Below are 12,404 nucleotides of genomic sequence, written 5' to 3'. Positions count from 1 at the left end.
CCACCCGGCTCCCCGAACGCGCGGTTCGTGGTGCGCGAACGCGCGATTCGCGGTGTCCGAACGCGCGACTCGCGGACCCGGCGGGTCACCGCGCCCAGCCCGGCAGCCGCCCACCCCTGGGATCGGGCAGCACGCCGAGCTGGTGCAGGCGGTCCAGCGGCTTGAGCGGGTGCTGCCCCAGCCCGGCCATGTTGTGCATGATCGTGTAGCTCAACCGCCGGTTCCCACCGGTCTTGCGCAGCGCCCGGCGGCCGATCGCCCGGCCGAACGGCGACAGGTCGGTGATCATGCGGGTGGCGTTGTGGCTGGTCGTCCCGACGTGCACCAGCGCCCGCCTGCGCTCCGCGCTCCACGCGCGCAGCCGCGGCCCCAGCAGCTCCGGTGACAGGTCGCCGTCGAGCGCGCGCAACCGCGCGCCCAGGCTCGCCGCGTCCACAATGGAGCTGTTCATGCCCTGGCCCGCCGCCGGGTGCACGGCGTGCGCGCTCTCCCCGATCAGCACCAGCCCGTCAGCGGTCAACGACGCGCTCAGCGCGCGGCTCACCGGCAGCACCTGCCGCGTCGGCCAGGCCCGCACCACGTCCTCCCGCAGCGAGGCGAACGCGGGCACATCGCGCACCAGGCCGTCGACCCACCCTGCCGCGGCGTCCACGCCCACCCGCCGCAGCTCGTCCGGTCCTACTTGGACGTACAGCCGGGCGCGTCCGCCGGGCAGCGAGTACCGCATCGCCAGGCCGCGCGAAGTCGCGTAGGTGGACACGTCCTCGGTCAGCGGCTGGCCGGTCAGCTCGAACGCCGCCAGCCGGTGCGGGTAGTCGGTGCGCTCGATGCCGATCCCGGCGTCGCGCCGCAACCGCGATGACACCCCGTCGGCCGCCACGACCAGCCCGGCCGTCACGTCGCCGCCGTCGGTGCGCACACCGGCCGCGCGCCCGTGCTCGTCGCGCACCAGCTCCCGCACCACCACGCCACGCCGCAGCTCCACCGACGCGGGCAGCGCACGGGCCAGGGCGGCCAGGATCACGTGGTAGTCGTGCACCAGCAGCCACGGCCGCTCGGTGGGAAGCACCCGGTAGTCCATCGTCATCAGCGGCGCGCCCCGCGCGTCGCGCGCCACCAAGGCGGACAGCCGCAGCGCGCCGTCGGCGGCCAGCCCGTCGGCCACGCCCCAGTCCGCGAGCACGTTCGTCGCGCCGGGCTGCAGCAGCTCGCCCTTCGGCACGGCGCGGATCTCGCGCTGCTTGTCCAGCACCAGCACGCGCAGACCGAGCCCGCCCAGCGCGTGCGCCGCCGCGAGCCCGGCGACCCCGGCCCCGCTCACCACCACGTCCACGTCGGTGCTCACGCCCCGCCTCGTCCCCGGTCGTCGATCGCGGTCATCGGACGCTCGCCTTCCTCAGCTCGGCAGGGGGGATCTCGTGGCGGACGCGCATGGCGTTCTGGGACACCACGCTGAACACCAGCACCGGCAGCAGCACCGCGACCGCGAACGCCACACCCGCGCCCGCCGCCGTCACCGCGCACGCCAGCACCAGCCGTTCTGCCACCAGCACCTGGTGCGCCCGCAACGCCGACTCGCGGGTGATGGCCTCGCCCTGGGTCAGCAGCCCGCCGAACGCCCACGCGCCGACCGCGGTGGCCGCCAGCAGCAGCACCAGGTAGGACGTGCGGTCGGGCAGCGGGGTCAGCACCGCCGCCACGGCCGTGGTCAGCGCCAGGCCGTAGAGCGCCTGGGCCAGCCGCGCGCTGTAGGCGACACCCCGCCGCACCGGCACCGAGCGGTACCCGCCCGCCCGGTCGCCCGCCACGTCCCGCACCGCGCCGACGAGGTTGGACGCCGCGTCGTGCAGCAGGAACACCACCGCGAACGGCGCCGCCGCCCACAGGTGGCCGCCGGGCACGCAGGCCGCGCCCGCGAGCACGGCCAGCGAGGTCAGCGCGCCGCGCACCAGGTTGCCGGAGATGCCGCGCCCCTTGCACACCCGGCTGTAGGCGGCGATCCCCAGCACGCCGAGCACCAGCAGCGCCAGCACCCGCCAGCCCGCGGCCAGCGCCACCGCCGCCGCGCCCACCTCGCACGCCACCGCCGACAGCAGCGCGGCGCGCGGGCTCAACCGCCCCGACGGGATGGGCCGCTGCGGTTTGTCGATCGCGTCCAGCTCCCGGTCGAACCAGTCGCCCAGGTAGTGCCCGCCCAGCCAGACCAGCACCGGGATCACCACGGCCGCGAGCAGGTGTCGAGGCTGGGGGGTGCCTGCGGCGACGGAGGCGCCCGCCAACCCGACGACACCGGGGTAGGCCAGCGTGTACGGCCGCCACGTCTGCACGTGCGCCTCGACAGTGCCCCGCCAGGTCGCCACGGCTACCGGCTCCGGTCCACGGACAGGTCCGCGACCTCGGCGAGTATCGCGGTGTGCTCGTTGGGCGGCAGGTCGGCCAGGCAGGACTTCGCGGCCACCACCTCCGCCTCGGCGTGCTCCACCGCCCGCTTCAGCGCACCGGTGTCGTCGAGCACCTCCCGCAGCTGCGCGAACGCCTCCTGCGCGGGCAGCCCGCCGCTGAGCGCGTCCACCAGCCGCGCGCGCTGCTCCGGCGCGCCCATCTCGTGCGCCAGCAGCACCGGGTAGGTGGGCCGCAGGTTGCGCAGGTCGCTCAGCGCGGACTTGCCGGTGGTCGCCGGGTCGGACAGGTAGGGCAGCAGGTCGTCGTAGATCTGGAAGGCCAGGCCCAGGTGCTCGGCGTAGCGGCTCGCGACGTCGACCGCGGCCGGTCCGGCCCCGCCGAGCAGCGCGCCCGCCCGGCAGGCGCCGCGGAACAGCGCCCCGGTCTTGAGCGCCATCACCGTCAGGTACTGCGCCAGCGGGCGCGTCGGATCGGCGGCCATCCTGCTCTCCAGCACCTGGCCGCGGCAGACGTCCACCCCGGCGTCGGAGATCGCGCGCACCGCCTCCAGCGCCGCCGTCGCCCGCACACCGCGCTCGACGCAGGCGGCCACCGAGCCGAACGTGCGCATCATCAGCGCGTCGCCGGTGGCGATGGCGTCGGGCACGCCGTAGCGGTGCTGCACCGACGGCCTGCCCCGGCGGGTCTCGTCGCCGTCGATGATGTCGTCGTGCACCAGCGACCCGACGTGCAGGTACTCCACCGCGAGCGCGGCGGGCAGGACCCGCTCCACGTCACCCCCCACCGCACCCGCCGCGGCGGCGAGCAGCAGCGGGCGCAGCATCTTGCCCGGCGTGAGCAGCGCGTAGCGGGAGATGTCGAGCACCGGGTCGGTGTGCTCGGGCCACTCGTCGCGCAGGGCTTCGCGCAGTCGGGCCACCAGCGCCCTGGCGCCGGAGGACAGGCCCTTGCGCGTGTACTCCGCCACCAGGGCGATCACCGCGTCGTTGGCCTCCCGCGTCCCCACGGTCACCCGCACGCCCAGCCCGCCCATCTCGCGGACCGCGACGCCGTGCCGGGCCAGGAACTCCACCAGCGGGGGACCGTCGGCCCCCAGCGGCAGCCACAGGTAGTTGCCCGCGCTCGGCGGCACCGTCAGCCCGCAGTCCACCAGCGCCGCGCGCAGCCGGTCGCGCTCCGCGCGGACCGCCTCGCACTGCGCGCGCATCTGCTCCTCGGCGGCCAGCGCGGCGGTGGCCGCGGCCTGCGCGACGGTGCTGACGCGGAAGAACGCCGCGGTGGTGCGCAGCGGCTCGACCACGGACGCCGCGGCCACCAGGTAGCCCACGCGCAGGCCGAGCAGCCCGTGCGACTTGGAGAACGTGCGGACCACCACGACGCGGGGGTCGTGGCGGTAGAGGGCCAGCGCGTCGGCCACGTCGCAGGGGTCGGTGAACTCGCGGTACGCCTCGTCCACGACCAGCAGCACTTCCGGCGGCAGCACCTCGAGGAACCGCTCCACCTCGGCGTGCCCCAGCACCGACCCGGTGGGGTTGTTCGGGTTGCACAGCAGGACCGCCCTGGTGCGCGACGTGACCGCGGCGGCCATCGCGTCCAGGTCCGCGGCGTAGCCGTCGGCCAGGGGCACGGCCACCGGCGTGGCGCCGCTGTTGCGCACCAGCAGGCCGTACCCCTCGAACGACGGCGAGGCGTGCACGACCTCGGTGCCCGCCCCGGCGATGCCGTGGAACAGCTGCTGGAGCACGGCGCTGGACCCGGCGCCGACCAGCACGTCGGAAGCGGGCACCGCGAGGTGGTCCGCCAACGCGGCGGTGAGCCCGTCGGAGAGCGCGTCCAGGGTCAGGTGGGCGCGGTCGGCGGCGTCGATCACCGCTTCCCGGACTCCGGGCAGCGGTGGGGCGAAGTTCTCGTTGAGGGAAAGCTGGTGGACGATGTTCGGCACGCTGGGTCCCCGTTCACCGGTCGAGCCCGTCGTAAACGTTAAAACTGCTCCGAACAACCCTTACCGAATTCCCCGTCAGTTGGGAAGGGGCGTAAGGGCAGGTCGGCCCGGCGGTCCGGCAACCCCCGCGACATGTCGCCTGGTAGTGCGTTTACCTGCGGACAACGTCCTGTCTCGGGGGTGTAACGGGTGGCGTGCTAATGCAGGCGGTACACGTTGGCGCATTCGGCGCAGCGCACATCAGGACGATTGGCGCTGTACGTCTCGGATCGTTTCCGGGCCGAACGTTGACGCTGTTAATGAATACTGTGAAGCATTTCTTCTCGCGGGAAATGGCGGCGTGGTGTAGGGCGCGGTCACGCGGGCAGGTCCGCGGTGATGTGCGGGGAGAGCGCGCGGAGGAAGTCGGGCGCGTCGAAGATCTCGCCCGCGGAGACGACGCCGACCGCCTTGGTGCGCCCGGTGAGCACGCGGTCGACCGCCTCCACCACGAGCGGCGCGGTGACGGCGTAGATGTCACGCCCCCTCGCCACGGCGCGCCGCTCCCGACCGCCGGAGCGCACGACGACGTCGACGAGGAAGGTCTGCTCGGACCGCCCGAGTTCGTCGACGGGGGTGGGCGCGGGCGTGTCCGGGGCGGACAGCTCCCTGGCCGCCTCGACCGCCATGTAGGTGCGCACCTCGGGGATGGGCAGGTGGCTGGGCACGGTGACCACGTCGGCCATGCTGAACTCCCCGATGACGGTGCGGGGCCCCATCGGCTCGGGGAAGGGCCACACCAGGGTCGGCGGGTCGTCGTGGCGGTACTCCAGGCCGCCGTTGGTGTAGCGGACACGCCTGCCGCCCCGCCGCTGCCGGGAGACCGCGCCCGCGGCGCGCGTCCCGGCGGTGGGGTGCCACCCGCTCAGCCCGTACGCGACGTGCGCCTCGTCGGCCTCCGCCCAGTCGCCCATCGCGGCGGTGGCCAGCAGGTCGCCCAGACCGCCGAAGAACGCCATCGCGGGCACGACCACCGCCCCCTCGGCGCGGGCGCGCTCCGCGAAACGCGCGAACGTGTCGGCGTTGGCCTCGATCTCGGCCGCCACGTCCAGGTAGGGGATGCCCGCGCGCAGCGCCGCCTCGACCACGGGCGCGGCCGTCGTGGCGAAGGGGCCCGCGCAGTTGACCACCGCCGCCACACCCGCCAGCGCGCGGTCGAGCGAAGCCGGGTCTTCCACCGACGCCGGGCGGACCTCCAGTCCGGACTCGGACGCCATCGCCGCCAGCGCGCCGGCGTCGCGCCCGGACAGCACGGGGACGTACCCGCGCTCCCGCAGTTGTGCCACCACGAAGCGCCCGGTGTGCCCGTAAGCGCCGTACACCGCCACCGCGAGCCCTGATGCCATGGTCTTCTCCCCAGTTCGAACGATTCGTCGCGGTGATCCGCTGTGATCATCCTGACTGGACTCGGCGCTCGTCACGAGTGTCCGGAACGCCATGATCCGTACACTTCCGGACATGCACCCGGACGCGCACGCAGTCGCCCTGGCCGTCACCGACGGGATGCTCCACTTCGAGCTGTCCCTGGCGCACGAGGTGTTCGGGGCGCGGCCCGCGACCGTGCCCGGCCCCTGGTACGACCTCGTGGTCTGCGGTCAGGGCGACCTGCGGCTGGACAGGTTCCGGCTGGAGCCCGACCACGGCCTGGACCACCTCCCGCGCGCCCGCACCGTGATCGTCCCCGGCTGGGCCGACGTCGACGTGGACCCGCCCGCCGACCTGGTCGACGCGGTGCGCGCGGCCCACGAGGCGGGCGCCCGCGTGGCCTCCCTGTGCACGGGCGCGTTCGTCCTGGCCGCCGCGGGCCTGCTGGACGGGAAGCGGGCGACGACGCACTGGGCGCACACCGAGGCCCTGGCCGCCCGCTACCCGCGCGTGGAGGTGGACCCCGACGTGCTGTACGTGGACAGCGGCAGCGTGCTCACCTCGGCGGGCAAGGCCGCGGCCATGGACCTGTGCCTGCACCTCGTCCGGCTCGACCGCGGGTCCGCGGTGGCCAACGCGGTCGCCCGCCGCCTGGTCGTGCCACCGCACCGGGACGGCGGACAGGCCCAGTTCGTCACCACCCCGGTGCCCTCGGCGGACGACCACCCGCTGGCCGGGTTGCTCTCCTGGGTGCTTGCCCGGCTGGACCGCCCGCTGACCGTGGCGGACCTGGCCCGCCAGGCCCGGATGAGCCCGCGCCACCTCGGCCGCCACTTCCGCTCGGTGACCGGCACCACCCCGCTGCGGTGGCTGCTCACCCAGCGGGTCCGCCACGCCCAGGAACTGCTGGAGACCACCGACGACAGCGTGGACGCCATCGCGGAGGCCACCGGTATGGGCACCGCGACGACGTTGCGCAGGCACTTCAACCGCACGGTCGGCGTGCCCCCGGACACCTACCGCCGCACCTTCCGCTCGCGGATCGGTCCCGGCGGCGCTCAGATCACCGCGGTCTCCTCGGTGACCAGCACCCGCACCGAGGCCAGGTCGATGAACCTGCCCTCGTCCGGGCTCACCCGCTCCCGGTAGTTCTCGGAGGCGAAGAAGGCGTCGTGGTCCGCCCAGTTCTCGAACCAGATCTCGGTCAGGCCGTCGTAGGCGGGAGCGGGGTAGGCCGCCGCCGGGACGGGGTGGGAAACGGTGTACTTCCGCACGTACCGCCGTGCTTCCGGAATGGAGGTGAACAGCGGGGCGTGCCGATTCCGGTGGTGGTCGACGAACTCCTCGAAGGACATCCCGTCGACGCGGTTGATCAGGAAGGCGAACTTGATCACGTGCTTCTCCTCTGCGTCGCGCCTGCCGGGAACCTAAACGCTCACATCGATGTGAAGAGCAAGTCGCTGTGACCGGGTGCACAAGAGGTGGGAATGAGGATCGGTGAGCTGTCCGCGCGCACGGGGGTGAGCCGCCGACTGCTGCGCTACTACGAGGAGCAGGGCCTGCTGGCCAGCACGAGATCGCCCAGCGGCCAGCGGTGCTACGACGAGGAGCACGTTCAGCGGGTGGGGATGATCCGGACGTTCCTGGCCGCCGGGATGCCCAGCAGGACCATCGCCCGGATGGTTCCCTGCATGGCGGAACCCAACGCGGACCGGGCCCGGCTCGCCCTTGCCGCCATGGACCGGGAACGGGCGCGACTTTCCGCCGCGATCGACGACCTGGCCGCCGCCAGGGCGATGCTCGACCACCTGATCGAGGTCAACCGAGCCTTCCTGGCGAACGCGGGAGAAGGCGGGCAGGAGGCGGAAGTCGCGAGTCGAACGCGCAGGACCCCTGAGTTCACCACCCGGGTCTCCCCACACGGCCATGGAGCGGGCGTCCGGGACGCCGGGTAGCGGTTACCGGCCCGCACGAGAGCCTCGGGTAGTACTTGCCGACGCATGGTGGGGGTGGCGGTTCGGCTACCGGATGGGCAACACGCCGAACTCGCCCGCCCGCCGGACGTGCCGCTGCGCGGGCGGTGAGCCGCATCGGGGAGGTTCAGTAGCCTCCGCCGTGTGACCAACGATTCCTGCGGTGCCGGTGTCGCCGGGGTCAGCACGCGATCGGTGCTCGTCGTCCTGTTCGACGGCGTGCAACCCCTGGACGTGGCGGGCCCCTTGGACGTGTTCTCGGTGGCGGCGCGCTTCGCCGGCACCGAGGAGGCACCTCCCTACGTCGTCCGCACGGCTTCGCTCGGCGGCGGGGCGGTCCGATCCGCCGGCGGGCTGCGGCTGGTCCCCGATTTCGACCTGACCGGTGTCGAAGACCCCGACCTGCTCCTGGTGCCGGGTGGGCCGGGCGTGGAGCACGCCGACGCCGGGCTCGTGACGTGGCTGCGCGAGCGCGCTCCCGGCCTGAAGCGAGTGGTGTCGGTGTGCACCGGGGCGTTCCTCCTGGCCGAGGCCGGACTGCTCGACGGCCGCCGGGCGACGACCCACTGGGAGGCATGCGCTTACCTCGCGGGCATGTACCCGCGGGTGCGGGTGGACTCGACGCCCATCTTCGTCCGGGACGGCCCGATCGCCACGTCGGCGGGCGTCACCGCGGGGGTGGACCTCGCCATCGCCCTGGTCGAGGAGGACTTCGGTCGCGCGGTGGCGCACGAGATCGCCAGGCTCCTGGTGGTCTTCATGCGCAGGCCCGGAAACCAGGCGCAGTTCAGCGTGCAGCTCTCGGCCCAGGTCGCCCGCTCGGACCCGCTCCGCGAAGTCCAGGACTGGGCCGCCGCGAACCCCGCGGCCGACCTGTCGGTCCCCGCGATGGCGCAACGCGCGGGCCTGTCCACCCGCCAGTTCGCCCGCGCGTTCAGCGAGCAGGTCGGGGTGACCCCCGGACGCTACGTGGACCTCCTCCGCCTGGAGGCGGCGCAGCGCATGCTGACCGACACCCGTGACGGGGTGATCCGCATCGCGCGCCGCTGCGGGTACGGGACTCCGGAGGCGATGCGTCGCGCCTTCCTGCGCGAACTCGACATCTCGCCCACGGAATACCGCCGCGTGTTCGCCAACTCCTCGTCGGTCGGCTCCGATCCCCGACAGCCGCGAGTACCGCGCATCTCGGTCCGGCGCTGACCCACCTTGCCGCCCCCACAACGTCTCACCCGGCCCCGCTCTCACCACCTCGGGTAGTAGTTACCGGCCCTCCCACCCCGTCGGGTAGTACTTGCCGACGCAGTGGGGGACAGGGGCGCCTCCCCAGCCCCACCGGATGGCAGATTTTTTGGTCTGCACGGCACAGGGGGTGCACCCGACCGCCCCTACGCTTGCGATCAGGCGGGGCGCGCTCGCCGAAGTCCTGACGTCGGACCTGGTGCACGCGGTGTTCAGGGTGCGCGCCATGCCCGACACCCACCCGACGATTACCCAGCTCGACGACGAACGTCATCGAGCGCCGAAAAATCGGAGAGGCGCCGACATGCTGGCAGCCATCGTGCTCTACCCCGGGTTCACCTCGTTGGATGTCATCGGCCCCTACGAGATCCTCGGCCGCCTCCCGGACGCGGAAGTCGTCTTCGTCGCCGAGGAGCCGGCCCTGGTCCGCAACGACCTGGGCAGCCTGGCGGTCAACGTCGTGGCGACCCTCGCCGATGTGACCGAACCCGACGTGGTGCTCGTCGGCGGGGGTCCGGGACAGATGAACCAGATGTTCAACGGCAGGTTGCACGAGTGGCTGCGGACGGTGGACAAGACCAGTGCGTGGACGACCTCCAGCTGCACCGGGGCCCTCATTCTCGCCGCCGCGGGCGTCCTGCGCGGCCGCCGGGCGACCACCCACTGGGCCGTACTCGACCTGCTCGCCGAATTCGGTGTCACACCGTCGAAGGAGCGGGTCGTCATCGACGGCCACTACGCGACCGCGGCGGGCGTGTCCGCGGGCATCGACATGGCGCTGACCCTGGCCGGCCTGATCGCGGGCGACGACGTCGCCCGGGAAGTCCAGCTCCTCGTCGAGTACGCGCCGGAACCGCCGTACGACGCGGGCTCCCCGGACTCAGCTCCGGCGGCCGTCGTCGAGAAGGTGATGAAAGCGCTGTCGGCGTGACGTCCGCCCGACCACTGGGAGCAGTCGGCGCGGAGTGGTCCAACCACGCGCCACCGGCCTCACCCCACGCTGATCCAAGCGGTGGCAGCACGTCCCCACGGCGTCGCGCGACGCCGTGGGGACGTAATCCCGTTCAGCTGATGCGGCGGCGGGTCCAACGCAGGGCGAACCAGGCCAGCAGGGCGGCCAAAACCAGGTAGAAAGCGCTTTCCGCCCCCTGCAGAGCCCAGAAGCGGCTGTTCGGGTGGTGGCTGACGAGCTGCTGGTACCCCTCGGCGTTGAGGCGGTCGAAGCACTCGTCCCGCCTCTTCACGGACTCCTCCGCCGTCTCCGGAGTCCTCCGCGCGCCCAGGTTGTCCGTGGAGACGTCGGGGAACACGCAGCCCCCGAACCAGGCCGGGAACTGCACGGGGTTGCCCGCCCGGTCCACGGTCTGCTGCTCCAGGACCCAGGAGTGGGTGGGGTCCGGCACCCGCAGCTGGTACGGGGACTCGCTGCCCGCGTAGTGGAAGAGCGAGGTGCCGGAGGCGAAGTGGTGGGTCTCCCGCACGGGCGGGATCAGGTTGGGGCGGACCAGGTTCAGGGTCATCACCTGGAAGGCGGTGAAGACCACGAGGGTGACCGCGATGGCCGGGACCGTGCGGCGCAGCAGGGCGCTCGCGGTGATGCCGAGGGCGAAGGCGAAGATGGCGTAGGCGAGGGGCACCACGCCCCTGGCGCCGAAGACCATGGGAGCGATCGGCAGGCCCGCGGGGCCGTTCTCGGTGGCGATGGTGTCGATGGGGCTCGACCACCACATGACGAGCACGCTGAGCAGCCCCATGGCGACCACCGCGGCCAGAGCGCCGATGCCCATCTTGTTGAGCAACCAGCGGGTGCGCGTGACGCTCTGGTTCCACACCAACCGGTGGGTGCCGTTCTCCACCTCGCGGCTGATCATCGGCGCGCCCCAGAACGCGCCGATGATGGCGGGGAGGAGGTAGAGGGCGATGATCGCCATGTAGTAGTAGGTGCTGTAGTCGGGGGTGAGCCCAGGGGGCTCCGGCGAGGCGATCGGCCTGCCGACGACCACCAGCACGGCGGCGACGACGGTGAGCAGCGCGGCCACCGAGATGGCGGACAGGCGGAATTGGCGCAGGGTCAACCAGGTCACCGGAGGACCTCCAGGGCGGGGCGCGGCGTCGCGGCGTCGGGCGATTCCAAGTAGGCCAGGACGAGGTCTTCGAGCCCGACCTTGCCCACCGTCCAGGCGGGGTCGATGATCGGCGACTCCGCGCGCACCAGCAGCGTGGTCTGCCGGTCGGTGTGGCTGGCCGTGATGACGTGCTGGTCGGCGGGCAGGGTCGCGGGATCGCGCCGCGGCCCGGTGAGCCGGTGGTGAGCGGCGAGCAGGTCCTCGATGTCCCCGGCGAGGACCACGCGCGAGGAGACCAGGGTGATCAGGTAGTCGCAGACCCGCTCGACGTCGGTGACCAGGTGGGAGGAGAGCACCACGCTGACGCCCTGCTCGGCGACGGTCTCCATCAGGTCCTGGAGGAACCCGCGCCGGGCCAGCGGGTCGAGCGCGGCGACCGGTTCGTCCAGCAGCAGCAGTTCGGGGCGCTTGGCGATGCCGATGGTCAGCGCGAGCTGGGCCCGCTGGCCGCCGGAGAGCTGCCCGGCCCGTTTCTTGGGGTCCAGGCCCAGCCGCTCGACGCGCTTCCGCGCCAGGGCGGCGTCCCAGCGGGGGTTGAGCGCGGCGCCCAGGCGCAGGTGCTCGGCGATGGTCAGGCCGGGGTAGGTGGGGGTGTCCTGGGCGACGAAACCGACCTTGGCCAGCTGGTCCGGCCCGCTGCCCGGCTTCCCGCCGCACACCTCGATCTCGCCCGTGGTGGGGGTGTTCATCCCGGCCGCCAGGCTGAGCAGGGTGGACTTGCCCGCGCCGTTGGGGCCGACCAGGCCGACCACCCGGCCCGCCGGGATGTCCAGCGCGCAGTCCGACAGCGCCCACTGCTGCCGGTACCTCTTGCCCAGTCCCCTGGCTCGTAGTACCGCGGTCACGCTATGTCCTCCGTCGTCGTCTCCCGAAAGGTGTCCGCGATCAGCGCGGTGATGCCCTCGTCATCCAGCCCGGCCAGCCGGGCTTTGGCGATCCAGCGCCGCAGGTCGCGGCGCAGCGGGCCGAGCACCGCTGGCGTCACGCCGGGCAGGGTCGCCGAGACGAAGGTGCCGACGCCGGGGCGGGCGGAGACCAGCCCCGTGTTCTCCAGTTCGCGGTACGCCTTGAGCACCGTGTTCGGGTTGATCGCCAGCTGTGCGGCGACGTCCTTGACCTTCGGCATCTGGTCGCCTTCGCGCAGCAGTCCGAGCCGCAGGGCGTGGCGGACCTGTTGGACGATCTGCTGGTACGGCGACAGGCCGGACCCGCTGTCCAGGTAGAACTCGATCACGCCTTCCTCCATTTAACTAGCTACCTAGCACTATAGACATATGGATGTGCGGTGGACAACGCCGTCGTCCGCGGTTCCGCTGT

Annotated in this window: 12 protein-coding genes; 4 read left to right on the top strand and 8 right to left on the bottom strand. The window is 72.8% G+C overall.

Annotated elements, in window-relative coordinates:
- Nucleotides 1-85: 85 nt before the first annotated feature.
- The 4 genes from IEZ00_RS30640 to IEZ00_RS30625 all read right to left on the bottom strand — a co-directional run bounded on the left by IEZ00_RS30640 (nucleotide 86) and on the right by IEZ00_RS30625 (nucleotide 5,730).
- Complete coding sequence (locus IEZ00_RS30640) at nucleotides 86-1,345, bottom strand: FAD-dependent oxidoreductase (RefSeq protein ID WP_229796258.1); 1,260 nt, start codon at nucleotides 1,343-1,345, stop codon at nucleotides 86-88.
- A gap of 31 nt (nucleotides 1,346-1,376) precedes the next feature.
- Entirely contained in the window at nucleotides 1,377-2,360 is a 984-nt protein-coding gene (locus IEZ00_RS30635) for a UbiA family prenyltransferase (protein WP_229796257.1), read from the bottom strand.
- A 2-nt stretch (nucleotides 2,361-2,362) separates the two neighbouring features.
- Nucleotides 2,363-4,345, bottom strand: coding sequence for an aminotransferase class I/II-fold pyridoxal phosphate-dependent enzyme (locus IEZ00_RS37400; protein WP_229796256.1), 1,983 nt, complete (start codon nucleotides 4,343-4,345; stop codon nucleotides 2,363-2,365).
- A 356-nt stretch (nucleotides 4,346-4,701) separates the two neighbouring features.
- A complete protein-coding gene (locus IEZ00_RS30625; RefSeq protein ID WP_189226844.1) occupies nucleotides 4,702-5,730 on the bottom strand; it encodes a saccharopine dehydrogenase family protein in 1,029 nt (342 codons plus the stop codon).
- A 91-nt stretch (nucleotides 5,731-5,821) separates the two neighbouring features.
- Between IEZ00_RS30625 and IEZ00_RS30620 the strand changes: the two genes are divergently transcribed.
- The gene (locus IEZ00_RS30620) at nucleotides 5,822-6,898 is read left to right on the top strand and encodes a helix-turn-helix domain-containing protein (RefSeq protein WP_189226843.1); all 1,077 of its coding nucleotides are present in this window, start codon (nucleotides 5,822-5,824) and stop codon (nucleotides 6,896-6,898) included.
- Here IEZ00_RS30620 and IEZ00_RS30615 read toward each other — a convergent pair.
- A complete protein-coding gene (locus IEZ00_RS30615) occupies nucleotides 6,808-7,143 on the bottom strand; it encodes an EthD domain-containing protein (RefSeq protein WP_189226842.1) in 336 nt (111 codons plus the stop codon). The two genes, IEZ00_RS30620 and IEZ00_RS30615, sit on opposite strands and share 91 nt — an antisense overlap.
- 93 nt (nucleotides 7,144-7,236) lie before the next feature.
- On the opposite strand from IEZ00_RS30615, the gene IEZ00_RS30610 reads away from it, so the two are divergent.
- From IEZ00_RS30610 to IEZ00_RS30600, 3 genes are all read left to right on the top strand, one after another.
- Nucleotides 7,237-7,704 (top strand): MerR family transcriptional regulator, encoded by a 468-nt coding sequence (locus IEZ00_RS30610; RefSeq protein WP_189226841.1) that lies wholly within the window; start codon nucleotides 7,237-7,239, stop codon nucleotides 7,702-7,704.
- Between the two features lie 162 nt (nucleotides 7,705-7,866).
- Entirely contained in the window at nucleotides 7,867-8,922 is a 1,056-nt protein-coding gene (locus IEZ00_RS30605) for a GlxA family transcriptional regulator (RefSeq protein WP_189226840.1), read from the top strand.
- Nucleotides 8,923-9,058: 136 nt separating this feature from the next.
- On the top strand, nucleotides 9,059-9,892 hold the full coding sequence (locus IEZ00_RS30600) for a DJ-1/PfpI family protein (protein WP_229796254.1): 834 nt from the start codon (nucleotides 9,059-9,061) through the stop codon (nucleotides 9,890-9,892).
- A 133-nt stretch (nucleotides 9,893-10,025) separates the two neighbouring features.
- Here IEZ00_RS30600 and IEZ00_RS30595 read toward each other — a convergent pair whose 3' ends face one another.
- Genes IEZ00_RS30595 through IEZ00_RS30585 form a run of 3 tightly spaced genes read right to left on the bottom strand, consistent with a single transcriptional unit; the run spans nucleotide 10,026 to nucleotide 12,321 of the window.
- Complete coding sequence (locus IEZ00_RS30595) at nucleotides 10,026-11,045, bottom strand: ABC transporter permease (protein ID WP_189226839.1); 1,020 nt, start codon at nucleotides 11,043-11,045, stop codon at nucleotides 10,026-10,028.
- Nucleotides 11,042-11,932 carry an ABC transporter ATP-binding protein gene (locus IEZ00_RS30590; protein WP_189226838.1) on the bottom strand — a complete coding sequence of 297 codons (891 nt, stop codon included), beginning with the start codon at nucleotides 11,930-11,932 and terminating at the stop codon, nucleotides 11,042-11,044. Before IEZ00_RS30590 ends, IEZ00_RS30595 begins: the two co-directional genes overlap by 4 nt.
- Nucleotides 11,929-12,321 carry a GntR family transcriptional regulator gene (locus tag IEZ00_RS30585; protein WP_229796253.1) on the bottom strand — a complete coding sequence of 131 codons (393 nt, stop codon included), beginning with the start codon at nucleotides 12,319-12,321 and terminating at the stop codon, nucleotides 11,929-11,931. Before IEZ00_RS30585 ends, IEZ00_RS30590 begins: the two co-directional genes overlap by 4 nt.
- Between the last annotated feature and the right edge of the window lie 83 nt (nucleotides 12,322-12,404).

Origin of the sequence: Saccharothrix coeruleofusca (genome assembly GCF_014648515.1) — a bacterium.
Classification (GTDB): domain Bacteria; phylum Actinomycetota; class Actinomycetes; order Mycobacteriales; family Pseudonocardiaceae; genus Actinosynnema; species Actinosynnema coeruleofuscum.
Note: the sequence above shows the minus strand (reverse complement) of the source record. Positions and strands in the feature narration are given on the sequence as shown.

Coding starts and splice junctions, on each gene's coding strand:
- IEZ00_RS30610 (WP_189226841.1), top strand. CDS start 7,237: ATGAGGATCGGTGAGCTGTCCGCGCGCACGGGGGTGAGCCGCCGACTG.
- IEZ00_RS30625 (WP_189226844.1), bottom strand. CDS start 5,730: ATGGCATCAGGGCTCGCGGTGGCGGTGTACGGCGCTTACGGGCACACC.
- IEZ00_RS30620 (WP_189226843.1), top strand. CDS start 5,822: ATGATCCGTACACTTCCGGACATGCACCCGGACGCGCACGCAGTCGCC.
- IEZ00_RS30600 (WP_229796254.1), top strand. CDS start 9,059: ATGGCAGATTTTTTGGTCTGCACGGCACAGGGGGTGCACCCGACCGCC.